The organism is Actinomadura madurae (genome assembly GCF_900115095.1).
GTDB classification, from domain to species: Bacteria; Actinomycetota; Actinomycetes; order Streptosporangiales; family Streptosporangiaceae; genus Spirillospora; species Spirillospora madurae.
Window position 1 is genome coordinate 218,208 of sequence record NZ_FOVH01000002.1, and the last position, 24,819, is coordinate 243,026.

The 24,819-nt window shown below is 72.8% G+C and carries 25 protein-coding genes and 2 pseudogenes; 13 read left to right on the forward strand and 14 right to left on the reverse strand.

Going from position 1 to position 24,819, the window contains the following annotated elements:
- Positions 1–18 precede the first annotated feature (18 nt).
- Entirely contained in the window at positions 19–966 is a 948-nt protein-coding gene (locus BM339_RS06795; protein WP_337959904.1) for a helix-turn-helix transcriptional regulator, read from the reverse strand.
- Between BM339_RS06795 and BM339_RS06800 the strand changes: the two genes are divergently transcribed.
- From BM339_RS06800 to BM339_RS06810, 3 genes are all read left to right on the forward strand, one after another.
- On the forward strand, positions 959–1,687 hold the full coding sequence (locus BM339_RS06800; protein WP_075020585.1) for an SDR family NAD(P)-dependent oxidoreductase: 729 nt from the start codon (positions 959–961) through the stop codon (positions 1,685–1,687). The genes BM339_RS06795 and BM339_RS06800 overlap by 8 nt on opposite strands.
- A 236-nt stretch (positions 1,688–1,923) precedes the next feature.
- Positions 1,924–2,316: an SSI family serine proteinase inhibitor gene (locus BM339_RS06805; protein WP_083597359.1), complete on the forward strand. Its 393-nt coding sequence runs from the start codon at positions 1,924–1,926 to the stop codon at positions 2,314–2,316.
- A 73-nt stretch (positions 2,317–2,389) separates the two neighbouring features.
- A complete protein-coding gene (locus BM339_RS06810; protein WP_075020269.1) occupies positions 2,390–2,713 on the forward strand; it encodes a protealysin inhibitor emfourin in 324 nt (107 codons plus the stop codon).
- A 12-nt stretch (positions 2,714–2,725) separates the two neighbouring features.
- Here the strand turns inward: BM339_RS06810 and BM339_RS06815 are convergent, their stop codons facing one another.
- The 11 genes from BM339_RS06815 to BM339_RS06865 all read right to left on the reverse strand — a co-directional run bounded on the left by BM339_RS06815 (position 2,726) and on the right by BM339_RS06865 (position 15,180).
- Positions 2,726–3,208, reverse strand: a complete 483-nt coding sequence (locus tag BM339_RS06815; RefSeq protein ID WP_033331437.1) for a tRNA-specific adenosine deaminase — start codon at positions 3,206–3,208, stop codon at positions 2,726–2,728.
- 145 nt (positions 3,209–3,353) lie between these two features.
- The gene (locus tag BM339_RS06820) at positions 3,354–4,364 is read right to left on the reverse strand and encodes a LacI family DNA-binding transcriptional regulator (RefSeq protein ID WP_021595654.1); all 1,011 of its coding nucleotides are present in this window, start codon (positions 4,362–4,364) and stop codon (positions 3,354–3,356) included.
- Positions 4,365–4,399: 35 nt separating this feature from the next.
- Positions 4,400–5,824 carry a GH1 family beta-glucosidase gene (locus tag BM339_RS06825; protein ID WP_075020270.1) on the reverse strand — a complete coding sequence of 475 codons (1,425 nt, stop codon included), beginning with the start codon at positions 5,822–5,824 and terminating at the stop codon, positions 4,400–4,402.
- A complete protein-coding gene (locus BM339_RS06830; protein WP_033331439.1) occupies positions 5,821–6,642 on the reverse strand; it encodes a carbohydrate ABC transporter permease in 822 nt (273 codons plus the stop codon). The genes BM339_RS06825 and BM339_RS06830 overlap by 4 nt, the downstream gene beginning before the upstream one ends.
- 77 nt (positions 6,643–6,719) lie before the next feature.
- Positions 6,720–7,706 carry a carbohydrate ABC transporter permease gene (locus tag BM339_RS06835; protein ID WP_021595657.1) on the reverse strand — a complete coding sequence of 329 codons (987 nt, stop codon included), beginning with the start codon at positions 7,704–7,706 and terminating at the stop codon, positions 6,720–6,722.
- Between the two features lie 111 nt (positions 7,707–7,817).
- Positions 7,818–9,113 (reverse strand): ABC transporter substrate-binding protein, encoded by a 1,296-nt coding sequence (locus BM339_RS06840; protein ID WP_235206398.1) that lies wholly within the window; start codon positions 9,111–9,113, stop codon positions 7,818–7,820.
- A 187-nt stretch (positions 9,114–9,300) separates the two neighbouring features.
- Complete coding sequence (locus tag BM339_RS06845; protein WP_024935074.1) at positions 9,301–10,347, reverse strand: LacI family DNA-binding transcriptional regulator; 1,047 nt, start codon at positions 10,345–10,347, stop codon at positions 9,301–9,303.
- 10 nt (positions 10,348–10,357) lie between these two features.
- Positions 10,358–11,989, reverse strand: a complete 1,632-nt coding sequence (locus BM339_RS06850) for a glycoside hydrolase family 13 protein (RefSeq protein WP_021597789.1) — start codon at positions 11,987–11,989, stop codon at positions 10,358–10,360.
- Positions 11,990–12,020: 31 nt separating this feature from the next.
- Entirely contained in the window at positions 12,021–12,845 is an 825-nt protein-coding gene (locus BM339_RS06855; protein WP_021597788.1) for a carbohydrate ABC transporter permease, read from the reverse strand.
- The gene (locus BM339_RS06860) at positions 12,842–13,861 is read right to left on the reverse strand and encodes a carbohydrate ABC transporter permease (protein ID WP_083597360.1); all 1,020 of its coding nucleotides are present in this window, start codon (positions 13,859–13,861) and stop codon (positions 12,842–12,844) included. Before BM339_RS06860 ends, BM339_RS06855 begins: the two co-directional genes overlap by 4 nt.
- A 5-nt stretch (positions 13,862–13,866) precedes the next feature.
- Complete coding sequence (locus tag BM339_RS06865; protein ID WP_075020271.1) at positions 13,867–15,180, reverse strand: ABC transporter substrate-binding protein; 1,314 nt, start codon at positions 15,178–15,180, stop codon at positions 13,867–13,869.
- Positions 15,181–15,385: 205 nt separating this feature from the next.
- Between BM339_RS06865 and BM339_RS06870 the strand changes: the two genes are divergently transcribed.
- The 9 genes and pseudogenes from BM339_RS06870 to BM339_RS06910 form a co-directional block, all read left to right on the forward strand.
- Complete coding sequence (locus BM339_RS06870) at positions 15,386–16,087, forward strand: nucleotidyltransferase domain-containing protein (RefSeq protein ID WP_075020272.1); 702 nt, start codon at positions 15,386–15,388, stop codon at positions 16,085–16,087.
- Complete coding sequence (locus tag BM339_RS06875; protein ID WP_256255237.1) at positions 16,084–16,827, forward strand: nucleotidyltransferase domain-containing protein; 744 nt, start codon at positions 16,084–16,086, stop codon at positions 16,825–16,827. The genes BM339_RS06870 and BM339_RS06875 overlap by 4 nt, the downstream gene beginning before the upstream one ends.
- A 113-nt stretch (positions 16,828–16,940) precedes the next feature.
- Positions 16,941–17,606, forward strand: a complete 666-nt coding sequence (locus BM339_RS06880; protein WP_021597783.1) for a GTP cyclohydrolase II — start codon at positions 16,941–16,943, stop codon at positions 17,604–17,606.
- Complete coding sequence (locus tag BM339_RS06885; RefSeq protein WP_075020273.1) at positions 17,603–18,433, forward strand: CDP-alcohol phosphatidyltransferase family protein; 831 nt, start codon at positions 17,603–17,605, stop codon at positions 18,431–18,433. Before BM339_RS06880 ends, BM339_RS06885 begins: the two co-directional genes overlap by 4 nt.
- The gene (locus BM339_RS06890; protein WP_021597781.1) at positions 18,390–19,361 is read left to right on the forward strand and encodes a zinc-dependent alcohol dehydrogenase; all 972 of its coding nucleotides are present in this window, start codon (positions 18,390–18,392) and stop codon (positions 19,359–19,361) included. The genes BM339_RS06885 and BM339_RS06890 overlap by 44 nt, the downstream gene beginning before the upstream one ends.
- A gap of 25 nt (positions 19,362–19,386) precedes the next feature.
- Positions 19,387–19,785 (forward strand): 6-pyruvoyl trahydropterin synthase family protein, encoded by a 399-nt coding sequence (locus BM339_RS06895; protein WP_021597780.1) that lies wholly within the window; start codon positions 19,387–19,389, stop codon positions 19,783–19,785.
- Complete coding sequence (locus BM339_RS06900) at positions 19,782–20,894, forward strand: glycosyltransferase family 4 protein (RefSeq protein ID WP_337959899.1); 1,113 nt, start codon at positions 19,782–19,784, stop codon at positions 20,892–20,894. The genes BM339_RS06895 and BM339_RS06900 overlap by 4 nt, the downstream gene beginning before the upstream one ends.
- Positions 20,891–21,799, forward strand: a complete 909-nt coding sequence (locus BM339_RS06905; RefSeq protein WP_244938403.1) for a class I SAM-dependent methyltransferase — start codon at positions 20,891–20,893, stop codon at positions 21,797–21,799. Before BM339_RS06900 ends, BM339_RS06905 begins: the two co-directional genes overlap by 4 nt.
- Before the next feature lie 14 nt (positions 21,800–21,813).
- Positions 21,814–22,590: pseudogene (locus BM339_RS06910) on the forward strand (lysylphosphatidylglycerol synthase domain-containing protein); the annotation flags it as partial.
- A 3-nt stretch (positions 22,591–22,593) separates the two neighbouring features.
- Here BM339_RS06910 and BM339_RS06915 read toward each other — a convergent pair.
- Together BM339_RS06915 and BM339_RS51165 are read right to left on the reverse strand one after the other, a co-directional pair.
- Positions 22,594–23,355 (reverse strand): creatininase family protein, encoded by a 762-nt coding sequence (locus BM339_RS06915; protein ID WP_075020275.1) that lies wholly within the window; start codon positions 23,353–23,355, stop codon positions 22,594–22,596.
- Positions 23,356–23,407: 52 nt separating this feature from the next.
- A pseudogene (locus BM339_RS51165) lies at positions 23,408–24,079 on the reverse strand (phosphatase PAP2 family protein); the annotation flags it as partial.
- A 150-nt stretch (positions 24,080–24,229) separates the two neighbouring features.
- On the opposite strand from BM339_RS51165, the gene BM339_RS06925 reads away from it, so the two are divergent.
- A complete protein-coding gene (locus tag BM339_RS06925) occupies positions 24,230–24,793 on the forward strand; it encodes a DUF1349 domain-containing protein (protein WP_021599534.1) in 564 nt (187 codons plus the stop codon).
- The last annotated feature ends 26 nt before the right edge of the window (positions 24,794–24,819 follow it).

The window sequence follows — 24,819 nt, forward strand, 5'->3', positions numbered from 1 at the left end:
GGCTCTCCGGCGCCGGGGTCACCCGCTCGCGGCCAGCCCTCTCAGCGACCGGAGCGCCTCGGACGCGGCGGAACCGGGGGCCGCCGTGTAGAAGACGGTCCACTGGTCAGAGGCCGGGTCGTGCAACGCCTCGCATTCGAGATCGAGCCGGCCGACCACCGGATGGTGGATCCGCTTGCGGGTCGAGTGCCTGACCTGGACGTCCCCTTCGTGCCACAGCGCCCGGAACTCGGCGCTCGCGGCGAGCAGCCGCTCGACCAGATCGCGGACGCCGGGATCCCGCGGGTAGCGGGCGGCCACCGCGCGCAGGTCGGCCACCGCCCCCCGGGCGAAGCGGCGGGCGTCGGCGGCATCGATGCGGTCATCGCTCTCCGGCCGGGTGAACGCCCGCCACACGACGTTGCGCTCGCGCTCGGGCACCGCGGAGAAGTCGCCGAGCAGGGCGGCGGCCATCGGGTTCCACGCGAGGATGTCGTACTTGGCGTCGCAGACGAGCGCCGGCGTGTCGTCCAGCCGGTCCAGCAGGTGCAGCAGGCCGGGCCGCACCTCCCGCACCGGCGTGGACGGCGGCCCGGGCATCTCACCCGCCAGGTAGTGCAGGTGGGACCGCTCGTCGTCGGTCAGCCGCAGCGCCCGCCCGAGCGCGGCGAGCATCTGCCTCGACGGCCGCGGTCCCCGGCCCTGTTCGAGCCGGACGTAGTAGTCCACCGACATCCCGGCGAGGTTCGCCACCTCCTGCCGCCGCAGGCCGGGCGTGCGGCGGCGTCCCCGCTCCAGCCCGACCTCGGACGGCTGCACCCGCGCCCGCCACCGCCGCAGGAAGGCGGCCAGCTCCGCCCGGTCTCTGTGCTCCACCCCTCCAGTGTGGCCGCGGACCCGCGAGGTCACCATGGGACCGCCGATACCAGCCTCGACGGTGCTCTCCCGGTACCGCCCGCCGGCGGCGAGGGTGGGCCCCATGACCACGACCAACAAGATCGTCCTCATCACCGGTGCCAACAAGGGCATCGGCCTCGGGACGGCCGGCGCCCTGGCGCGGGCCGGGCACACGGTTCTGCTCGGGGCCCGCGATCCGGAGCGCGGGACCGCTGCCGCCGCCGGGCTGTCCGAGCAGGGGCTGGACGCCCGGTTCGTCCGGCTGGACGTGACCGATCCCGCGACCATCGCGGCCGCCGCCGAGCTGATCGACGCCGGCTACGGCCGCCTGGACGTCCTCGTCAACAACGCCGCCATCGCCCAGGGCGGCCACTGCCCACCGGACGAGCTGCCCGTCACCGCCCTGCGGGAGGTCTACGAGACCAACGTGCTCGGCGTCATCGCCGTCACCAACGCGATGCTCCCGCTCCTCCGCCGGTCGCCGTCCGCCTGCATCGGCAACGTCTCCAGCGGCCTCGGCACGTTCGCGTTCCTGAGCGAGCCGGAGGAGGAGTTCGGCGAGTACGCGAACCTGCTCGGCTACAACTCGTCCAAGGCGGCCCTCAACGCGGTCACGCTGATCTACGCCAACGCCCTCCGCGATTCCGGCATCAGGGTCAACGCGCTCTCACCGGGCTTCTGCGCCACCGACCTCAACGGCCACACCGGAGTCCTCACCGCGGACGAGGGCGGCGCCTGCATCGCCGAGCAGCTCTCCCGCCCCGAGAGCGGGGCCTTCCTCAACGAGAACGGCGGAATCTATCCCTGGTAAGCGACGCGCCCGTTCGCCCGAATATCACATTGTCGGGGTAATGTGCGGGCAATCGGCATTGCACAGGTGGGCAGACTTGATTTAAGAGTGAACCGGTGGCCAGGTTGGGCCGGAGTTCGGCCTTGTTTGGGGGAGTTTGCGGCACCTAATGTCTGGATGCGGCGGGGCGCCCACCACAATTCGGCGTCCGGCCGGCCGATACCGCAGATCGCGGTGGCGAATCCAGGGAGGAAGAGATGCACATGTCGCGTGCCCGTTTCCGGTGGGCGGCCGTGCTGGCCGGGATGGCGGCCGTCACCTCGGCCACACCGGCGCAGGCGGCCGAACCGGTCGGCGTCTACCTGCTCACCATGGCGCCGCAGCACGGTCCGACCAGCACGTGGAGCCTGTCCTGCGACCCGGACGGCGGGACGCACGGCGCGGCGTCCGCGGCCTGTGACCAGCTGGAGGCCGTGGACGGCGACGTGGGGCGCGTTCCCGCGAGGCCCGGGGCCTGCACGCTGGAGTACGCGCCCGTCAGGGTGACCGCGGACGGCTCGTGGCGCGGCGCCGCCCGCCATTTCGCGCGGACGTATCCCAACCGGTGCGCCGCGGTGCGCGACACCGGCGGAATCCTTTTCGACGGATAACCACCCACAGACCGCGGGCCGCCGGAATGGGGAGCGGGGTGCTGTCCGGCGGCCCGCATGAAAAGGAGCGTCCATGCTGGCATTCACCGGGCCGGATGTGCTGGTCGCCTACGAGCGCTCCGGCGGTTTCGCCGGAATTCGCGAAAAGGTGACCGTCGACGCCGCGGGCACGGCTCTGGTCAACGACAGAAAGGTCAAGCTGAAGGACGAGGAAATGCGCGGCCTGCGGGAGGCGCTGGGGCAGGTGACGACGACGCGGTCCTCGACGCGGGGCTGCGAGGTCGCCGACCACTTCACCTACACGCTCACCTACCGCGGGCACCGCACGACGCGGTGCCGGCTGCCCCTCGACTGGCGGGCGGCCGTCACAAGGCTGGAGGCACTGGCCGGGCGCTAGGCGCTCGCCGCCCTAGGAGCAGGCGCGGGTGTGCAGTTCGCGCATCGCCGCTTCGAGGGCGGCGACCGGCCCGTCCACCCGGATCCCCGGCACGACCTCCTGGATCGGGATCGCGTTGACCGGCCCGGGCGGCACGCCGAGCTCGGAGCGCCACGCGGAGACCTGCGCGGACGAGTGGATGTAGACGATCCGGCCGAGCCCGACCCAGCCGTGCGCCGCCGAGCACATCGGGCAGTGCTCGCCGGAGGTGAACACCACGGCGTCCGCCCGGTCCTCGGGCGCCATGTTCCGCGCCGCCCAGCGGGCCACCTCGAACTCGGGGTGGCGGGTCTGGTCGCCGTCCGCGGTCCGGTTGCGGTCCTCGAACAGGACCTCGCCGGACGCCGACACCAGCACGGTCCCGAACGGCTCGTCCGCGGCCTCCAGGGCCTCGGCGGCCAGTTCGACGCAGCGGTTCAGGTGGACGAGCTCGGCGGCGGTCGGTTCGTAGGTCATGGACGTCAGCTCCTCGGCGTGGCGGACCGCCAATGATCATAGGCCGGGGACGCGGAGGGCGCGGACCGCGTCTCCCCGAGGGCGCCGGTGAGGGGGCCCGCTGAGGGGCGCCGACGGGCGGCGCCGCCCCCTCACCGGCACGTTCTCAGGCGGACTCGCGCAGGACCAGGTGGGGCCGCAGGATGATCACCGGCTCCTCGACGGTCTCGCCGCGGATCCGCGAGACCAGCAGCCGGGCCATCTCCAGGCCCATCTCCTCCGGCGACTGGTGGACGGTGCTGAGCGGCGGGTCGGCCAGCGGGGCGGCGGCCGAGTCGTCGAAGCCGATCACCGCGACGTCGCCCGGGATGGCGCGGCCGTGCCGGTGCAGGACGCGCATCGCGCCGAGCGCCATCGGGTCGTCCGCGGCGAACACCGCGTCCAGGGCCGGCTCGGCGGCCAGCAGCCGCTCCGCGGCGGCGATGCCGCTGGCCTCGCCGAAGTCGCCGTACTCGACGTACTCGGGCAGGCCCGCCTCGCCGAGCGCCTCCCGGTAGCCGGCCAGCCGGTCGATGCCCACCCCCATGTCCTGCGGGCCGGCGATGGTCGCGATGCGCCGCCGGCCGCCCGCGATGAGGTGGGAGACGGCCTCGCGGGCGCCGCTGCGGTTGTCGACGTCGACGTAGCTGACCGGGTGCAGGCCGGGCGGCCGGCCGCCGAGGACGGTCGGCACGCCGTTGGCCTCCAGCTTGGCGGGCAGCGGGTCCTCGGCGTGCAGGGAGGTGAGGAGCACCCCGTCCACGTGCTGGGTGGTGAGGTACTCCTCCAGCCGGCCGTACTCGGCGGGGGAGCGGGCGAGGGCGAGCAGGAGCTGCAGCCCGGTGTCGCCGAGGCCGTTGCTGATCCCGCGGATGATCCCGGCGAAGTACGGCTCGCCGAACAGCCGCTGGTCCGACTCGGCGACGACCAGCGCCACGGTGTCGGTGCGGCGGGTGACGAGCGTGCGCGCCGCGCGGTTCGGGACGTACCCGAGCTCCTCGATCGCCTTCAGCACCGCCTCGCGGGCCTGCGGGCTGACCCGCGGCGAGCCGTTGACCACCCGGGACACCGTCCCGCGGCCCACGCCGGCCCGCGACGCGACCTCCTCCAGGGTCGGGCGCGTGCTCCTGCCCGTCATCTGGCCCCCTCCGTCCGTACCTCGCCCGCCCGCGGTCAGCCGCGTTCGGGCAGCCCGCCCCGCCGGATCACCCCGGCGTACCACCGTGCGCTGTCCTTGGGCACCCGGCGCTGCGTGGCGTAATCGACGTGGACCAGCCCGAAACGCTTGGAGTAGCCCCAAGCCCACTCGAAATTATCCAGCAGGGACCAGGTGAAGTAGCCGTGAAGCGGCACTCCCTCGGAGATGGCGTCGTGGCACGCGCGCAGGTGCGCGTCGAGGTAGGCGATGCGCCCCGCGTCTTGGACCGTGCCATCGCCGTCCGGCGTCTCGTCGTAGCCCGCCCCGTTCTCGGTGATGTACAGCGGGACGGACGGGTACTCGCGGTGCAGCCGGGTCAGCACCTCGTACAGGCCGCGCTCGTCGATCTCCCAGCCCATCCCGGTGACCGGGCGGCCGGCCGGGACGAACCGGACGTGGTCGCTGCCGACCCAGGGGGAGTGCGTCGAGAACGGCGACGACGCGGTCTGCGCCGCCTCGCCGGGCGTGCCGGCGACGGTGTGCCGCGAGTAGTAGTTGATGCCGAGCTGGTCGATCGGCTGGTTGATCTTCGCGGTGTCCGCGTCCGGCGGCGCGAACCCGTACCGGGCCGTGTCGGTGAGGACGTCCTCGGGGTAGCGGCCGAGCAGCAGCGGGTCGAGGAACAGCCGGTTCTGCAGCCCGTCGATGCGGCGCGCCGCGTCCACGTCCGCGGGGTCGTCGGTCGCGGGGGACACCGCGTACAGGTTGACGGCCGCGCCGAACCGGTTGTCCGGGTGCCGGGCCCGCATCGCCTCGACGGCCAGCCCGTGGCCGAGCATCAGGTGGTGCGCGGCCAGCAGCGACGCCGGCGGGTCGAGGCGCCCGGGCGCGTGCTCCCCGGACGCGTAGCCGAGGAACGCCGCGCACCACGGCTCGTTGACCGTCATCCACTGCCGGACGCGGTCGCCGAGCACCGCGTGCACGTGGGACGCGTACTCGGCGAACCGGTGCGCGGTCTCCCGCTCGGGCCAGCCGCCCTTGTCCTCCAGGGGCTGCGGGAGGTCCCAGTGGTAGAGCGTCGGCCAGGGCTCGATGCCGGCCTCCAGCAGCGCGTCCACCAGCCGCCGGTAGAAGTCCAGGCCTTCCTGGTTGAAAGCGCCGGTACCCGTCGGCTGAACCCGCGACCAGGAGATCGAGAACCGGTACGCGGTCAGCCCGAGGCCGGACATGAGCGCCACGTCCTCGGGGAAGCGGTGGTAGTGGTCGACCGCGACGTCGCCGCTGTCGCCGCCGAGGACCTTGCCCGGGGTGCGGCAGAACGTGTCCCAGATGGACGGTCCGCGTCCGCCCTCGCCCGCGGCGCCCTCGATCTGGTAGGCGGCGGTGGCGGCCCCCCAGCGGAACCCGGTCGGGAAGGGTGCGGCGGGAGCCGCGCTGGTGTCGTCCTGTAGGGAGGTCACGCTTTCACTGCACCTTCCATGATTCCGCCGATGATCTGGCGGCCGAACACGATGAACACGATGAGGAGCGGCAGGATCGCCACGCTGGTCCCGGCGAACATGAGCGTGTAGTCCTTGAAGTACGCGTTCGCCAGGTTGTTGATGGACAGCTGCACCGTCGGGTTGTCGGGGTTCAGCACCGCGAGCGGCCACATGAACTCGTTCCAGGTCTGCATGAACGTGAACAGCCCGAGGACGCCCGCGGCGGGCCGCAGCGCGGGGAGCACGACGCGCCAGTAGATGCCGAACGTGGTGCAGCCGTCGACGCGGGCCGCCTCGATCAGCTCGTCCGGGACGGCCTGGTCGGCGTACTGCCGCATCATGAACACGCCGAACCCGGTGACGAGGAACGGGACGATGACGGCCTGGAGCTGGTTCTGCCAGCCCAGCTCCACCATGATCATGTAGAGCGGGATGATGCCCATCTGCACCGGGATCATCATCGTCGCGATGATCGTCAGCATCAGCCCGTTCTTGCCGCGGAAGCGCAGCTTGGCGAAGGCGAACCCGGCCAGCGAGGCGAAGAACACCGTGGAGACCGTCACCGCGGCGGAGGCGATCGCGGAGTTCAGCAGGCCCTTGGCGAAGTAGGCCTCCGGGTTGTCGAACAGCCGTCCGACGTTGTCGGCGCCCTGCCCGCCGGGGAGCAGCGGCGGCGGGACGTCGGCGACCACGCTGTTGGTGCGGGTCGCCACGATGATCATCCAGTAGATCGGGAAGATCGACAGCACCAGCGCGACGATCAGCGTGATGTAGGTCAGCGGGCTGGCGTTCCACATGCCGCGGAAGCGGCCGGGACGCGCGGCGGCGTGCTTGGCGTCGGTGCGCCGGCCTCCCGGGCCGGCCAGGAGCGTGGTCACTTGGTGCCTCCGGTGCGCCGCACGGCCAGGAAGTTGATCAGGGAGAACACGATGATCATCACGAACAGCGCCCAGGCGACGGTGGCGCCGTAGCCGTACCGGTCATGGCCGAACGCGTTGTCGTACATGTACATCGTGATCGTCTGGAACTGGTGCGACGCGCCGCCGTCCATCTTGTTCGGCGTGCCGACGCTGAACAGCACGGGCTCGGTGAACAGCTGGAGCCCGCCGATGGTCGAGATGATCACCGTAAAGATGATCGTGGGCCGCAGCATCGGCACGGTGATCTGCCAGAACTGCCGGATGCGCGACGCGCCGTCGATCGCGGCGGCCTCGTACAGGTCCTTCGGGATCGCCTGCATCGCGGCCAGGTAGATCAGCGCGTTGTAGCCGGTCCAGCGCCAGTCGACCATCATCGCGATGGCGATCCAGGACCAGCCGCGGCTGCTCGTCCAGTTGATCGGGTCGATGCCGACCAGCCCGATCACCCAGTTGATCATGCCCCAGTCGGTGTCGAACATCTGGGTGAACACGATCGCGACGGCGGCGGTCGAGGTGACCAGCGGCGCGACCATCCCGATCCGGAACAGGGTCGGCAGCCGCATCCGCCGGTTCAGCGCGTTGGCGATCATCAGCGCGATCAGCAGCTGCGGGACGGTCGAGACCGCGAAGATCCCGATGGTGTTGACCGTGGCGTGCCAGAAGTCGGCGTCGGTCAGCAGGTAGTCGTAGTTGTCGAGGCCGATGAACTCCCGCGTGCCGGACGCCAGCTCCCACTCGTGGAGGGAGACCCACAGCGTGTAGACGAGCGGGAACGCGCCGAAGAGCAGGAAGACGATGTAGAACGGCGAGATGAAGGCATAGGGGGCGCCCTTCACATCGAGCCGCGCCAGGCGGGCCCGCCAGGTGCGGCGGGGTGCCGGGCGGGCCTGCGCCGGCGTGGGCGGCGGGCCGTTCCGGCTGGGGCGCAGATCGGTGGTCATCGTCGTGCGCCTCCTTTCCGAGGACGGTCTGAGCAGAGGATGGGAACGGCGGCGGCGCCGGCGGGGAGGTGACGGCGCGGCGCCGCCGCCGTGGTCAGCGTGCCCGGGGGGTCACCGGGCGGCCTTCTCGGCCTCCTCGACGGACTTCGACCACGCGTCCTCCGGCTTCTGCTTGCCCTGGCCCACGGAGATCAGGACGTTCTCCACCGCGGACCGCACGTCCTCGTTCTTCGGCCCGAGGTGGACCGGCTTCACCGAGGCCACGAGCTGCCCGAAGATCTGGCCGATCGGGGCGTCGTTGAAGTACGCGCTCTTCGCGCCCGCGACCGCCGGGTCCTGCGCGGCCTGCGGCGAGGACGGGAAGACGTTGGCGGCCTTGAACGCGCCCACCTGGCCCTCGGGGGAGGTCAGGAACTTGGCCAGCTCGGCGGCGGCCTTCGCGTGCTTGGTCTGCTTCGGCACGGCCAGCCACGACCCGCCCCAGTAACCGGAGCCGCCGGGCGTGGTCGCCACGTCCCACTTGCCCTTGCCCGCGTCACCCGAGAACTCCTCGATGCCCCCGAGCATCCAGGACGGACACGGCAGCGTCGCGAACGTGTCGCGCTTCAGCGCCGTCTGCCACGGCGGCGTGAAGATCGACATGTCGGCGGTGAGCTTGTTCTGCGCGAACTTCAGCGACGTGTCGAACGCCTGCCGCACCGCGGGGTTGCTCTCGAACACGAGGTTGTCGCTCTTGTCGAAGAAGCTGTAGCCGGGGCCGGCGCCGGCGTTCTGCAGGACGGTGGCGCGGAAGACGGCGGTCGGGCCGTCCAGCCACTTGCTGCCGGGCACCTGCTGCTGGAACTTCTGCCCGGTGGCGAGGAACGCGTCCCAGGTCGGCCACAGCTTGCCGACCTCCCCGCGCTCGGTCGGCAGGTCCGCCTTCTCGAACAGGTCCTTGCGGTAGCACATGGCGAGCGGGCCCACGTCGGTGCCGAGGCCGATGAGCTGCTTGCCGTCCGGGGTGACGCCCATCTGCCACTTCCACGGCAGGAAGTTCTTCTCCAGATCCTTGCCGCCGTGGTCGAAGAGGTTGACGAACTTCGCCTTCTGCTGCATGTAGAGCGGCAGGATGCCCTCCTCCAGCATGACGACGTCGCCCGCCCCGCTGCCGGTGGCCATCCACTGCTGGATGCGCGGCTTGTACTCGTCCAGCGTCGAGACCTTGCGCTGCTTGATCTTCACGTTGGGGTGGGACTGCTCGTACTGCTTGTAGAGCGCGTCGTATCCCGGCTCGCCGAAGACGTCGACGGTGAGCTCGACCGGCCCGCTTTCGGAGCCGCCGTCGTCGTTGTCGTCCCCGCCGCAGGCGACGGCGAGGCCGCCGACGAGCACGGCCGCCATCGCCGTACTCAGTCCGCGCCGCATGATGGCCCTCATCGCGGACCCCTCTCAGGTTGTGTTGTGCAGGTGTGTGGGAGCGCTCCCACGAAGGAAAGACCGTGACCCGGCTCACTGTCAATGCGCCGCAACACAACCGTTACAAGAACCTGGCTCCGGCGGGAGCCCGGCCGGCGCGCGCCCGGCGGCCGGCCGGCCCCTCGCCGGCCCCCGGTCAGCCCTCCGTGACGGGGGTCAGCCGGGCCGCCGCCGGGGCCGGCGCCGTGGACCGCCGGACGACGAGTTCCGGCCGGTAGAGCAGCTCCGTGCGGGGTGCGCGGGCCCCGCGGATCTCGTCCAGGACGGTGCTCACCGCGGCCATCGACATCTCCCGCACCGACTGCCGGATGGTGGTCAGCGGCGGGTCGAGGTAGGCGGTGAGGAGCGAGTCGTCCATCCCGGTCACCGACACGTCCGCGGGCACCCGGAGGCCGCGCGCCCGCGCGGCCCGGATCGCGCCGAGCGCCATGATGTCGTTGCCGCCGCAGATCGCCGTGCAGCCCGCGTCGAGCAGCTTCGCCGCCGCGGCCTGCCCGCCCTCGACCGTGTACATGGTGTTGACGATCAGCTCGTCGACCTCCTCCGGCGCCAGGTCGGTGTGCGCCGCCATCCCGCGCCGGAAGCCCTCGGTCTTGCGCCGCGTCGGGACGTAGACGTCCTGCCCGATCGCGAGCCCGATCCGCCGGTGGCCCATTGCGGCCAGATGCGCGACGATCGCCTCCAGCGACGCGACGTCGTCGTTGGAGATGTACGGCGCGTCGATGTCGGGCCGGTACCCGTTCACCAGGACGATCGGCAGCGCCTGCTCCAGCAGCCGCGCGTAGCGGGCGCGGTCGGAGTTGGCGTTGGCGTGCAGGCCGTTGACGAAGATGATCCCGGCGACGCCGCGCTCCAGCAGCATCTCGATGTAGTCGTCCTCGGCGACGCCGCCCGGCGCCTGCGAGCACAGCACCGCCATGTACCCGTGCCGGGCGAGCGCGCTCTCGATGACCTCGGCGAACGCCGGGAAGATCGGGTTGGTCAGCTCGGGGATGATCAGCCCGATCAGCCCGGCCCGCTGCTGGCGCAGCCGGGCCGGGCGCTCGTAGCCGAGCACGTCCAGGGCGGTCAGCACCGCCTGGCGGGTGCCCGGGGACACGCCCGGCTTGCCGTTGAGCACGCGGCTCACGGTCGCCTCGCTCACCCCGGCGTGCGCCGCGATGTCCGCCAGGCGTGTCGTCATGGGTTTCAAATTATCGCTCCTCGACGTCCCACCACAGTGCGGTGTCCGGGGGCAGTTCGGCCTGTTCGCCGTCCATGTGGACCGGTCCGCTCGCGAGGAGCGGCGTCCCGGGCACGGGGACGGGCGCGGCGCGGTCGCCCATGTTGACCGCGCAGGCGAGCCGCCGTTCCCCGCCGCCGGCCTCCCGGACGAAGACCAGTGTGCCCGGTGGGCCCGCCAGCCAGCGCAGCCCGCCGTCGCCGAGCGCCGGGTGCTCGCGCCGGACGCGCAGCGCCTCGTGGTAGAGGGCGAGCACGGAGCCGGGGTCGTCGCGCTGCGCGGTGACGGTCAGGTCGCGCCACGCGGTGGGGATCGGGAGCCAGGACGCGCCCGCGCCGAAGCCGAACGGCGGCTCCTCGCCCTCCCACGGCAGCGGGACGCGGCAGCCGTCGCGGCCCGCGCCCTCCCCGCGCAGCCGCTGCGGGTCCCGCTGGTACTCCTCCGGCAGGTCGAGCACCTCCGGCAGGCCCAGTTCCTCGCCCTGGTAGACGTAGGCCGAGCCGGGCAGCGCGAGGGTCAGCAGCGCCGCCGCGCGGGCGCGCCGCAGCCCCCGCTCGCCGCCGCCGTACCGGGTGACGTGCCGTTTCACGTCGTGGTTGGACAGCACCCAGGTCGCGGGCGCGCCGACCGCCCCGGCGGCGCGGAGCGACTCGTCGATCACCTCCCGCATCCCGGACGCCTCCCAGGGCGCGGTCAGGTAGTGGAAGTTGAAGGCCTGGTGCAGCTCGTCCGGGCGGGTGTAGTCGGCGAGCCGCTCGGGGGTGGGCGCCCACGCCTCCGCCACGGCGATCCGCTCGCCGTCGTAGGAGTCGAGCAGCCGGCGCCATTCGCGGTGGATGTCGTGGACGGAGTCCTGGTCGAAGTACGGCAGGACGGCCGTGCCGAGCATCTCCACCTGGTCGGCGTGGCCGACGTCCGGCAGGCCGGGGGCCTTGGCCATGCCGTGCGCGACGTCGACGCGGAACCCGTCCACGCCGAGGTCGAGCCAGAACTTCAGGATGTCCGCGAACTCGGCGTGGACCTCGGGGTTCTCCCAGTTCAGGTCGGGCTGCCGGGACGCGAACAGGTGCAGGTACCACTGGCCGTCCGGCAGCCGCGTCCAGGCCGGGCCGCCGAACACCGACTCCCAGTCGTTCGGCGGTTCGGCGCCGTCCGGGCCCCGGCCGTCGCGGAAGACGTAGCGGGCGCGTTCGGCGGATCCCGGGGCCGCGGCGAGCGCGGCCTGGAACCAGGCGTGCCGGTCGGAGGTGTGGTTCGGCACCACGTCCACGATGATCCGCAGTCCGTGGGCGTGCGCGTCGGCGATCAGGCCCCGGGCGTCGGCGAGCGTGCCGAACAGCGGGTCGACGTCGCGGTAGTCGGCCACGTCGTAGCCGAAGTCGGCCATCGGGGAGACGTAGAACGGGGTCAGCCACAGCGCGTCCACGCCGAGGTCCGCAAGGTACGGCAGCCGCGACCGGACGCCGGGCAGGTCGCCGACGCCGTCGCCGCCGGAGTCGGCGAAGCTGCGCACGTACACCTGGTAGATGACGGCGTCGCGCCACCAGCGGGTCCCGCCGGCGGTGCCGCCGCCGGCGGGGACGAGCAGGGTGTCCTGGGTCATGAACATCCTTCGAATCGGGAGCCGTCAGGAGCTACTTGACGCCGCCGGCGGTGAGGCCGGCGACGATCCGGCGCTGGAACACCAGCACCACGACGATGAGCGGGACGGTCACGACCACCCCGGCGGCCATCTGGGTGCCGAACGGCTGGTCGAACCCGGAGACGCCGGTGAACTTGGAGATCGCGACCGTGGCGGTCTGCATCTCCTTCTTGTTGACCATGGACAGCGCGATGAGGAACTCGTTCCACGCGGCGATGAACGTCAGGATCGCCGTGGTGAACACCCCGGGCGCCGCCAGCGGGATGATGATCTTGCGGAACGCCTGGCCGCGGGTGCAGCCGTCCACCATGGCCGCCTGCTCCAGCTCGAACGGCAGCTGCCGGAAGAACGCCGTGAGCAGCCAGACCGACAGCGGCAGCGCGAATCCGAGGCTGGGCAGCACCATCGCCTGGTAGGTGTTGATCCACTTGATGTCGGTGAAGAGCTTCAGCAGGGGAACGAGCTGGGAGATTCCCGGGAACATCGTCGTGGCGACGATGAGCCCGAGCACCGCGTTCTTGAACCGGAAGTGCAGCCGGGCGAGGGCGTACGCGGTGAACGTGCCGATCAGCAGCGTCAGCACGGTGGTGGTGCCGGCGACGATCACGCTGTTCAGCAGCGCGCGCCCGAACCCGTTGTCGCCGGAGAACACCGCGGAGAAGTTCTCCCCGGACCACCGCGCCGGGACGATCGAGTTGTCGAACTGGTCCTGCGGGCGGCGGAACGCCGAGACCGCCATCCAGTAGAACGGCGCCAGGCAGTACACCGCCACCGCCGCGAATCCGAAGTAGGACAGGAACCGCTTCGCCCGCGTCATGCGGCCCTCCTCGTGCCCTTCACCGGCCTGCTCCTGCGTTCGCGCCTGGTGTGCTGGCGGGCCTCGCCGATGATGTCGGCGCCGAGCAGCTTCACGAACAGGTACGCGATCAGCGCGATGTACAGGAACAGGACGGTCGCGTACGCCGCCGCCGACCCGTACCGCAGGTTGGACGCCTCGAACCAGGCGATCATCGTCAGCGTCTCGACCGACCTCTGGTTGACGCCGATCAGCACGGCGGGCAGGTCGAACATGCGCAGCACGTCCAGCATCCGGAACAGCACGGCGACCAGCAGCGCGGGCTTGACCAGCGGCAGCGTGATCCGCCAGAACTGCTGGACCGGGCCGGCGCCGTCCACCCGCGCCGCCTCGTAGACGTCCCGGGGGATCATCTGCAGGCCGGCGAGGACGAGCAGCCCGATGAACGGCGAGGTCTTCCACACCTCGGCGATGACGACGGCCGTCTTGGCGGGGAACCCGTCGGCGGTCCACAGGATCTCCTGGCGCAGCACCGCGTTGGCGGCGCCGTCCGCCTGGAAGATCCACCGCCACAGCAGGCCGGAGATCGCGGTCGGGACCGCCCACGGGACGAGGATGCTCGCCCGCACGATCGCCCGCCCCCGGAACGCCCGGTGCATGATCAGCGCCATCGCGACGCCGATCACCGTCTCCAGCACGACCGTGGTCAGCGTGAAGAACGTCGTGTTGCCGAAGGCGTTCCAGAACGCGCCGGCGCGGTCGCCCTGGAAGATGGCGGTGTAGTTGTCGAGGCCGACGAACCGGTCGCCCTCCACGACGAACCCTTCGGCGTCCAGCCCCTCGCCGCGCGCGTACAGCGACTCGCGGAACCCGGCGAGGACGGGGTAGCCGATGACCAGCGCGAGCACGAGCAGCGTGGGGGACAGCAGCAGCGCCGCGAGCCGTTTCGTCCCCTGCACGTCGCGCCGGCGCCCGCGCGGCGCGCCCGCCGCGGGGGTGCCCGCGGCGGACGGCCTCTGGTTTCGCGTGGTGGTCATGCCGCTCACTGCGCGGTCAGCGGCCGGAGCTTGGACTGCAGATCGGCCAGGGCCTGTTCCACGGACTTCTTGCCGGTCACCGCGTCGTACATCTCGCCCTGGACGGCGGCTGTCACGTCGCCGTACTTCACCGCGACCGGACGCGGCTTGGCGTTCGCGATGGCCTCCTTGAGGACGGGCAGATAGGGGAACTTCTTCACCATCTCCGGGTCGTCGTACAGCGCGGCGATGGTCGGCGCCTTCGACGTCGCGATCAGGTTGGCGCGCTGCGACTGCTCACCGGCCAGGTACCGGATGAAGTCGAGCGAGGTGGCCTTGTTCTCGGCGAACGCGGAGATCGCGAGGTTGTGGCCGCCGAGGTTGGCGACGCCGGGGCCGGACGGGCCCGGCAGCGGCGCGACCGCGAACTTGCCCGCGACCTTGGACGAGCCGTCGTCGGAGTTCGCGAGGGCGTACTGGTAGGGCCACTGCCGCTGGAAGAGCAGCCTCCCGGACTGGAAGTAGCGGCGCCCGCCCTCGGTGTCGAGGGTGACGGCCTCCTTCGGCATGTGCTCCTTCTTGGCCTTCACGAGGAACTCGACGCCCTGCTTGGCCTGCGGTGTGGTCAGCGAAGGCTTGCCGTCGGCGCCGATGATCGAGCCGCCGGCGCTCGCGATCGCCTCGACCGCGCTGATCGTCATGCTCTCGGTCTTGTTGACCTCGGTGAAGAAGCAGTCGACGTCCTCGCCCTCGGGCAGCTTCCGGACCTTGTCGCAGGCGGCCCACATCTCGTCGTAGGTCTTCGGGGGCTCGGCGATCCCGGCCTTCTTGAGCAGGTCCTCGCGGTAGTAGAGCATCCCCGCGTCGGACGTGGACGGCACGGCGTAAAGCTTGCCGCGGTACTGCCCGGTGGTGACGGTCGCGGGCAGCATCTTCGACAAGTCGATCTGATGCTTGGGGAGCTGCGTCAGCCACCGGTTCGCGGCGAACTCCGCCGTCCACACCACGTCGAGGTTGAGCACCGAGTAGGCGTCCGACTTGGTGGTCGCGTTCTGGATCATCTGCTGCCGCTGCTCGTTCGGCTCGTCCGGCAGCTCGATGAGGCGGACCTGCTCCTTCGGGTGCTCGGCGTTCCAGCCGTCCAGCTGCTTCTGGAGGTAGCCCGAGCGGTCCTTGCCGGTGACGAAGGTGATCGGACCGCGGCCCTGCAGGCTCGCCGCGCCCGTGCCGCCCGCGGAGCCGCCGTCATCGCCGCCGCAGGCGGAGAGCGAGAGCGCGAGGGCGGCGCAGATGAGGCCTCCAGCCAGAGGGGCGCCGCCGATCGGGGGGATGCGCCGCATGGTGTCCTCCTTCGCGGGGCGCGCCGTCCGGCCGGCGCCCCGCAGGTCACGAGATGGGGTGGCTGGACGGGGACGTTAGCAACGCGTTTCAGCCCCGTAAACCTCTTGCAGAAACTTTCAGCAAGTCCGTGGCCGATCTGTAACCCTTTGCGGGCCGTCGGCAATCCGGTCGACACGCCCGGAGGCGCTGCGCGAGGCTTCCTCCGTGACCGAACCCGACCGCGCCGCGGCCCTCGGCCTCGTCCGCGACCACACGATCCTGTCGGTGGTGTCCGGCTCGCGAGCCTACGGGCTGGCGACCGATGCCAGCGACGTCGACCGGCGCGGCGTCTACGCCGCGCCGGCCCCTCTGTTCTGGCGTTTCACCAAACCGCCCACCCACGTGGACGGCCCGCTGCCCGAGCAGTTCTCCTGGGAGCTGGAGCGCTTCTGCGAGCTGGCGCTGGCCGCGAACCCGACCGTCCTGGAGTGCCTGTGGTCGCCGCTGGTCGAGCGGGTGACGCCGGTGGGGGAGGAGCTGCTGGCCGTCCGGTCCGCCTTCCTGTCGCGGCACGCGCACCGCACATTCCTCCGCTACGCCCAGGCGCAGTTCCGCAAACTGGAAGGCGACTTGCGCAACGGCGGCGTCCCGCGCTGGAAGCACGTCATGCACATGCTGCGCCTGCTGGAGAGCGGCGTGCACCTCGTCCGGCACGGCGAGCCGCGCGTGGACGTCGGCGGCCTGCGCGACCGCCTCCTCGCCGTCCGCCGGGGCGAGGTCGGCTGGGACGAGATCGAGGCGTGGCGCGCCTCCCTCACCGCCGACCTGGAGGAGGCCACGGCCCGCGGCCCCCTGCCGCCCGAACCCGACCGCGCCACGGTCGAGGAACTGCTGATCTCCGTCCGACGCAGGAGCGTGACGTGGTGAACCTCCCCGAAGGCATGATCGACCGCTTCGCCGCCGACCACCCGTACCCCCGCGCGTTCCTCACGGTGAGCGGCGCGCACCTGTACGGCTTCCCCTCCCGGGATTCCGACGTCGACCTGCGCGGCGTCCACCTGCTGCCCCTGGAGGAGATCGTCGGGCTGGAACCGGGCCAGGACACCGTCTCGCTGATGTGGGACCACGCCGGCGTCGAGGCCGACGCCGTCACCCACGACCTGGCGAAGTTCTGCACGCTGCTCCTGCGGCGCAACGGATACGTTCTGGAGCAGGTCATGTCGCCGCTCGTCGTGGCCACCTCCCCGGTGCACGAGGAGCTGCGGGCCCTGGTCCCCGGGCTGGTCACCTTCCACCACGCGCACCACTACCTGGGGTTCGCGCGGAACCAGTGGAGGCTGTTCGAGAAGTCCGGCGAGCTGAAGCCGCTGCTCTACACCTTCCGGGTGCTGCTGACGGGCGTCCACCTGATGCGGACGGGCGAGGTCGAGGCCGACCTGACGCGGCTCGCCGGCGGACCGCCCTACCTTCCCGACCTCGTCGAGGCCAAGCGGGCCGCCGAGCACGGCGCGCCGCCGCGGGACGCGCCCGGCCCGCCCCGCCTGCGGGACGACGTCGCCGCGCTCACGGCCCTGCTGGAGGACGAGCGCGACCGAAGTTCCCTTCCCGAAGCGCCCGCGAACCACCGCGCCCTTCACGACTTGGTGGTCCGCACGCGCCTAGGCTGAACCCTCAAGAGCCTCCCCTGCGTGCCACCGGTTATACGGACCGTTTTTGGACGCAACCACCCGGTGCGGTCGCCACGTACCAGGAGTGATTGCGGAGCCGAGGAAGGGGAGCGATGCGGGACCAGGGCATCGATGAGAAGGACATCGCGGAGGCGGACCTCCGGACCAGGAGGGGCGTGTTCCGCGCCGTCGCGTTCCGGGACCCGGTCGACGGGCAGGAGCACATGGCGCTCGTGCGCGGCGACGTGCGGGGACGCGAGAACGTGCTCGTCCGGATGCACTCCGAGTGCATGACCGGGGACATCTTCGGCGCGACGCGCTGCGAGTGCGGCGACCAGCTCGGCGCCGGCCTGGACGCGATCGTCCGGGAGGGCGCGGGCGTCCTGGTCTACCTGCGCGGGCACGAGGGACGCGGCATCGGGCTGGTGGCGAAGGTCCGGACCCACATCCTGCAGGACGACCAGGGCCTCGACACCGTCGACTCCGCCACGGCGATCGGGCTGCCGGTGGACGTCCGCGACTACGGTCCGGCCGCGCGCATCCTGCACCACCTCGGCGTCGGGTCGGTGCGGCTCATGTCGAACAACCCGGTCAAGCTCAGCGCGCTGGAGTCGTACGGCGTGCCCGTCGCGGCCCGCGTGCCGCTGCTCGTCCCGGTCAGCGACGACAACGTCCGCTACCTCACCGCCAAGCGGGACCGGCTCGGGCACGACCTGCCGCAGATCGACGTCCCCGCCGCCGCGCTCGGCGACGCGCCGGTCAGCGAGGTGCGCGGATGACGCGGCCGGCCACGTTGACCCGGCCGGTCGCGGTGCGGCCGCCCGCTGCTCCGCCGCCGCGCCGGCCCCGGCTCACCCGGGGGCCCGAGCTGGCCGCCGCGGTGGCCGTCCAGCTCGCGCTGCTGGCGCTGCTTCGTCCCGGCTACGCGGGCCTGGCCGTGGGCGTCCTGTACGCGCTGGCGTCATGGGGGATCCTCGGCATGGCGTTCCGGCGGCGCCGGACGCTCGGACCGGCCGATCATGTGACGCTCGCCCGGGTCGTGCTGACCGGGGGTGTCGCGGCGCTGGTCGCGGGGCATCTCACCGGTGGGGGGAACACCTGGGCGCTGGTCGCCGTCGCGTCGCTGGCCCTCGTCCTGGACGGCGTGGACGGGCAGGTCGCCCGGCGCACCGGGACGGCGTCCAAGCTCGGCGCGCGGTTCGACATGGAGACCGACGCCTTCCTGGTGCTGGTGCTCAGCGTCGAGGTCGCGTGGTCCGCGGGGGCGTGGGTGCTGGCGATCGGGGCGATGCGGTACCTGTTCGGCGCGGCGGCGTGGGCGGCGCCCTGGCTGCGCGCCGACCTGCCGCCGAGCGTCGCGCGCAAGGCCGTCGCGGTGGTGCAGGGCGTGGCGCTGGTCGTCGCGGCGGCCGGGGTCGTCCCGCTGTCCGGCGCGCTGGTGGCGGCGGCGCTGGGGCTGCTGGTGTGGTCGTTCGGACGGGACGTGCTGTGGCTGGTCAGGCGGCACCGTGCGGCCCGTCCGGACGGGCACGGCATTCGGGGGACTCGGGGGAGGAGCACGGATGGAGCGCGAGGCGCGCGCCTTCTGGATCCGGTCGCCCGGTAAGGGGGAGATCCGTGATCTCGTCCTGCCGGAGCCGGGTCCCGGCGAGGTGCTCGTCCGGACCGTGTTCTCCGGCGTCAGCCGCGGCACCGAGGCGATCGTGTTCCGCGGCGGCGTCCCGCCGAACCAGCACGCGATCATGCGGGCGCCGTTCCAGGACGGGGCGTTCCCGGGACCGGTCAAGTACGGGTACCTGAACGTCGGCACCGTCGAGGACGGGCCGCGCGAGCTGCTCGGGCGGACGGTGTTCTGCCTCTACCCGCACCAGACCAGGTACGTCGTCCCGGCGAGCGCGGTCAGCGTCGTCCCGGACGGGGTGCCGCCGGGGCGCGCGATCCTCGCCGGGACGGTGGAGACCGCGGTGAACGCGCTGTGGGACGCGGCCCCGCTGGTCGGCGACCGCGTCGCGGTGGTCGGCGCCGGGATGGTCGGCTGCTCGGTCGCCGGGGTCCTCGCGGGGTTCCCCGGCAGCCGCGTCCAGCTCGTCGACACCGACCCGTCCCGGGCCGGCGTCGCCCGCGCGCTCGGCGTCGAGTTCGTCCCGCCCGAGGAGGCCGCCGGCGGCTGCGACCTGGTCGTGCACGCGAGCGCCACCGAGGCGGGCCTCGCCCGGTCGCTGGAGCTGGTCGCGCCGGAGGGCGAGGTCGTCGAGCTGAGCTGGTACGGCGACCGGCGGGTCAGCGTCCCGCTCGGCGAGTTCTTCCACTCGCGGCGGCTGACCGTCCGGGCCAGCCAGGTCGGCGCGATCCCGCCGTCGCGCCGGTCCCGCCGGACCTTCGCCGACCGGCTCGCGCTGGCGCTGCGGATCCTCGCCGACCCGGCGTTCGACGCGCTGATCACGGGGGAGAGCCCGTTCGGGGAGCTGCCGCAGGTCATGCCGCGTCTCGCGACCGGTGAACTTTCCGCCCTGTGCCACCGAATCACCTACTGAGACACACCCTGACTGGAGGCCGTTGTTGTTCGCACTCACCGTCCGCGACCACGTCATGATCGCGCACAGCTTCCGCGGCGAGGTCTTCGGACCCGCGCAGCGGCTGCACGGCGCCACGTACGTGGTGGACGCGACGTTCCGCCGGGCGGAGCTGGACCCGGACGGCCTCGTCGTCGACATCGGGCTCGCCACCCGCGAGCTGGGCGGGGTCCTGGGCGGGCTGAACTACCGCAACCTCGACGACGAGCCGGACTTCGCCGGCGTCAACACCTCGACGGAGTTCCTCGCCAAGGCCATCGCCGACCGGCTGGCCGACCGGATCCACGCCGGCGAGCTCGGCGAGAACGCGCGCGGCCTGTCCGGCCTCCAGGTGACGCTGCACGAGTCGCACGTCGCCTGGGCCAGTTACGAGCGTGACCTGTGACCGTGAACGAGGCGGCGGCCAAGCCCGCCGGGAGGGCCGGGGCGCGCGAGATCTGCGTGGTCGTCCCCGGCGACATCGACGAGGCCGGGAACCCGAGCGGCGGCAACCGGTACGACCGGCGGGTGTGCGACGAACTCGTGAAGTCGGGCCGCCCCGTCCGGGAGCTGGCCGTCGCCGGGACGTGGCCGCGCCCCGGCGAGACCGCCCGGACCGAGCTCGCGGAGGCGCTCGCGGCGCTCCCCGACGACTCCGTCGTCCTGCTGGACGGGCTGGTGGCGTGCGGGGTGCCCGGGATCGTCGTCCCGGAGGCGAGGCGGCTGCGGCTGGCCGTCCTCGTCCACCTGCCGCTGGCGGACGAGCCCGGCCAGGCCGACCTCAACGCCGGCGAGCGCTCGGTGCTGGAGGCGGCCGGGGCCGTCATCGCGACCAGCCCGTGGGCGAAGGACCACCTCATCGCCCACCACGGCCTCGAACCGTCCCGCGTCCACGCCGTCCCGCCGGGCACCGACCCGGCGCCCCTCGCCGCGGGCACCGACGGGGCCGGCCGCCTGCTGTGCGTGGCGTCGGTGACCCCGCGCAAGGGGCACGACGTCCTCGTCGAGGCGCTCGCCGACGTGGCGCACCTGCCCTGGCACTGCCAGTGCGCCGGGCCGCTCGGCCGCGACTCCGGCCACGTCGCGACCGTGCGCCGCCTCATCGGCGGGCACCGCCTCGACGACCGCGTCGAGCTGGCCGGGCCGCTGACCGGCGCGCCGCTGGACGACGCCTACGCCGCCGCCGACCTGCTCGTCCTCGCCTCCCGCGCCGAGACGTTCGGGATGGTGGTGACCGAGGCCCTCGCCCGCGGCATCCCCGTCGTCGCCACGGCGGTGGACGGCGTCCCGGACACGGTCGGCTGGGACCCGGTCGGCGCCGTCCCCGGCATGCTCGTCCCGCCCGACGACCCCGCCGCGCTGGCCACGGCGCTGCGCCGCTGGCTCGTCGAACCCGAGCTGCGCGGCCGGCTGCGCGCCGCCGCCCGGCTGCGCCGCGGCATGCTGCCCGGCTGGGACGACACCGCCCGCCGCCTGGCCACCGTCCTGACCCGCCTGCGCAGGGAGGCACGATGACGGAGCGAAGCGAGGGCATCGGTGCGGCTTTTGCCGGGGGGCGTGGGGGGTCGTCCCCCCACAATGAGGCGCTGACGGAGATCGAGAACTTCTCCGGCGAGGAGCGGGCGGACGCCTACGCGCCCTCGTGGCTGGCGCTGCGGGAGACCGCCGACGCCGCCGCGCGGGCCTCGGAGCTGCTCGACCCGCTCCGGGCCGCGCTCCCGCCGGACGGGCCGCTGACCATCTGGGACCTCGGCTGCGGCACCGGCTCCCTCGGCCGCTGGCTGTCCGGACGGCTGCGCGGCCCGCAGCACTGGATCCTGCACGACCGCGACCCGGGCCTGCTCGACCTGGCCCGCGCCAACGCCTACGTCACCGCGGACGGGACGCCCGCCACGATCGAGACCCGCGCCGGAGAGCTCGGCGCGCTCCGCGCGTCCGACCTGGTGGGCGTGTCGCTGGTCACCGCGTCCGCGCTGCTCGACGTGCTCACCGCCGCCGAGATCGAGGCGATCGCCGCGGCGGTGGCCTGCCCGGCCCTGCTGACCCTGTCGGTCGTCGGGCGCGTCCGGCTCTCCCCGTCCGAGCCGCTCGACGCCGAACTCGCCGCCGCCTTCGACGCCCACCAGCGCCGCGCCGGGCTCCTCGGCCCGGACGCCGTCACCGCCGCGACCGCGGCGTTCGGGCGCCGCGGCGCCACCGTCCTGACGCGGCCGAGCCCGTGGCGGCTCGGCCCCGGGCAGGCCGCGCTGACCGCCGAGTGGCTGCGCGGCTGGGTCGCCGCAGCCGTCGAGCAGCGGCCGGACCTCGCCCCGCCCGCGGACGGCTACCTCGCCCGCCGCCTCGACGCGTGCGCCGCCGGGCGGCTCACCGCCGAGGTGCACCACCTCGACCTGCTCGCCCTCCCCGGGAGTCCCCAGTGATGTCCGCCCCAGTGATGTTCAACGCCGTGAAGAAGTCCTGGCCCTGGCTGCGCCTGCTCATCGGGCTGGGCATCCTCACCGCGCTCCTGTGGTGGCACAGCACGGACGCGTTCGTGGACGCGCTCCACGCGATCGACACCGGCGCCGTGGTGATCGCCCTCGCCGTCGGCCTGGCGACCACGGTGCTGAGCGCGGCCCGCTGGTGGCTGGTCGCCCAGCGCCTCGGCCTGCACCTGCCCCTGTCCGCCGCGGTCGCCGACTACTACAAGGCCCAGTTCCTCAACGCGGTCCTGCCGGCGGGGGTGCTCGGCGACGTGCACCGCGCCGTGAGCCACGGCCACCGCTCGGGCGACGTGGCGCGCGGCGTGCGGGCCGTGTTCCTCGAACGGATCGCCGGGCAGGGCGTCGCCGTGGTCGCGGGCGTCCTGGCCCTGTTCGCCCACCCCGCGCTGCTGTCGGCGATGGCTCCCGCGCTGCTCCCGGCGGGGGTGGTCCTCGGCGTCGTGCTCGTCCTGGCCCGGTGGCGTCACCGCGCCCTGACCTCGACGTTCGCCGACCTGCGCGCCGTCCTCGGGGCCTGGCCGAGCGTCGTGGCCCTGTCCGTCGCCGCCCTCGCCGGGCATCTGGCCCTGTTCGTCGTCGCCGCCCGCCTGGTCGGCTCGACGGCCCCGCTCCTCACCCTCCTGCCGCTGCTGCTGCTGGCGCTGCTGGTGATGGTGCTGCCGGTGAACGTCGGCGGCTGGGGGCCGCGCGAGGCCGTCCTCGCCCTGGCGTTCGGCGCCGCGGGGCTCGGCTCAGCGCAGGGCCTGACCGTGTCCGTCGTGTACGGGGTGCTCAGCTTCATCGCGTGCCTGCCCGGCGCCGGCACCCTGCTGCTGAAGCACCGCGAGCACGTCCCCGAACGCCTCGACAAGGCTCCGCAGCGCGTCCCGGCCCTTGCCGGCGCGGGCCAGTGACGGCCGCCCGATGACGCCCGACCCGGTGTAGGCCGCCATCCCGGCGGTCAGCAGGTGCCGCCGGTCATCGGCCAGGTGGTCGGCGGTGTCGTACCCGTCCCGGACGAGCTCCGGGTGGGCGTGGAGCAGGATCGACGTCTCCAGCTCCCCGGCGTGCATGTCGCCGACGCCCGTCGTCTCGATGCCGGCCGCCCTCCGCGCCTCCTCCCACTCGTCCATCCCGGGGAAGAGGGCCATGGCGCCGTGCGCCTCCTGGACGACGTTGCCGAGCACGTAGTTGCCGCCGTGCCCGTTGACCAGGACCAGCTTCGGGACGCCCGACCGGCGCAGCGACTCGGCGACGTCCCCGACCACCGCGTGCAGGGTCGCCGCCGAGATGCTCACCGTCCCGGGCCAGCCGGCGTGCTCATGCGAGCACGAGATCGTCACGGGCGGGAGCGTCCGCACCGGGTACGCCTTCGCGATCTCCTCGGTGATCGTGCAGGCGATCACGGTGTCGGTCGAGAGGGGCAGGTACGGGCCGTGCTGCTCGTGGCTCCCCACCGGCAGGACCGCCACCGGGACGTCCGGGACCTCGGTGCTCGTGTGCGTCGGCAACATGGCCCCCACCCTGCCGTACTCGCCCGGCCGCCGAAACCAGCGCCATCGCCCCGGCCAGCAGGACGGCGGCGACGATCCCGTCCGTCCAGTAGTGGTTGGCCGTCACGACCACCACGAACACCGTGACCGGCGCGTGCAGGGCCACGACCCACCGCCACCGGCTCCGCGACACCCGCAGCACCGCGACCGCGACCAGGATCGCCCACCCGATGTGCAGGGAGGGCATCGCGGCGTACTGGTTCGCGATCCCGTCGGCGGCGGCCGGATAGGCCGACGGGCCCACGGTCAGCATCGTGTCCACGGCCCCGATCCCCGCGAGCCGCGGCGGGGCCAGCGGGAACACCATGTGCACCAGGAGCCCGGCCGCCGTCAGCACCACCAGCTCGTTCCGCACCCTCCCGTAGGCTCCGCGATGCCGCACGTAGAGCCAGACCAGCAGCAGCGCCGTCCCCGGGAAATGGACGCTCACGTAGTAGACATTGGCCAGGAACGCCGTGTGGTCCCATCCGAGGGCCCAGTTCTGGACGTCGACCTCGTTCGGCAGCCACGTCCGCTCGAAACCCCACAGCCGGCGCGCGTTCGACATCGCCTGGCCCGGCCCGTGCTCGACCAGCGTCCGGCCCCACTTGTAGAAGGCGAACAGGACCGCCAGCAGCCCCACCTCGGTGACCAGGGGCCGCGTTCGGCCCCGCATCACCCGTCCCGCCACCGCAGTGCTCGCCATCCCGGTCCTCCCCGTACCCGTCGTCCGCGTCCAATCACAACCCTCGCGTCCGACACTTCTCGGGGCATTGGGTCCAGCCACCCGGTCCGCGGAGGGAAAGCCCCTCACCGGGGGTGGAGGTAGCCCCACCCCTCCCGTAGATTCCGGTGTGTGATCACCGGCGACTGGCTCAACCCGCCCCCGTCCGTCCGGGACGACGGCTCCGCGCTCCTCGTCACCGCCGCCGCGGGCAGCGACTTCTGGCGGACGACCTCCTACGGCTACGACCGCGACAGCGGCCACGCCCTGCTGTCCCCGTTCGGCCCCGAGGCGGCCGTCGAGGTGTCCTTCCTCGCCGACTACGACCACCAGTTCGACCAGGCGGGCCTCCTCGTCCGGCTGGACGAGACGACCTGGATCAAGGCGGGCGCCGAGTACTGCGACGGCGCCCTCCAGCTGGGCGCGGTGGTGACGCGCGGCGTCTCCGACTGGTCCTCGTTCCCCGTCCCGTGGACGGGCCGTGAGGTGACGATCCGGGCCAGCCGCAGCGGCGACGCGGTGACGATCCGCGCCCGCGCCGGCGACGACCCCTGGCAGATGATCCGCCTGGCCCCGTTCCCGCCCGCCGTCGAGGCCGCGGCCGGCCCCTACTGCTGCGCCCCCGAACGCGAGGGCCTCACGGTCCGCTTCACCCGCGCGGCCCCGGCTCCCCCCGACGAGGCCCTCCACCCGTAGATACCCAAGCACTTACTTGCTAGGCT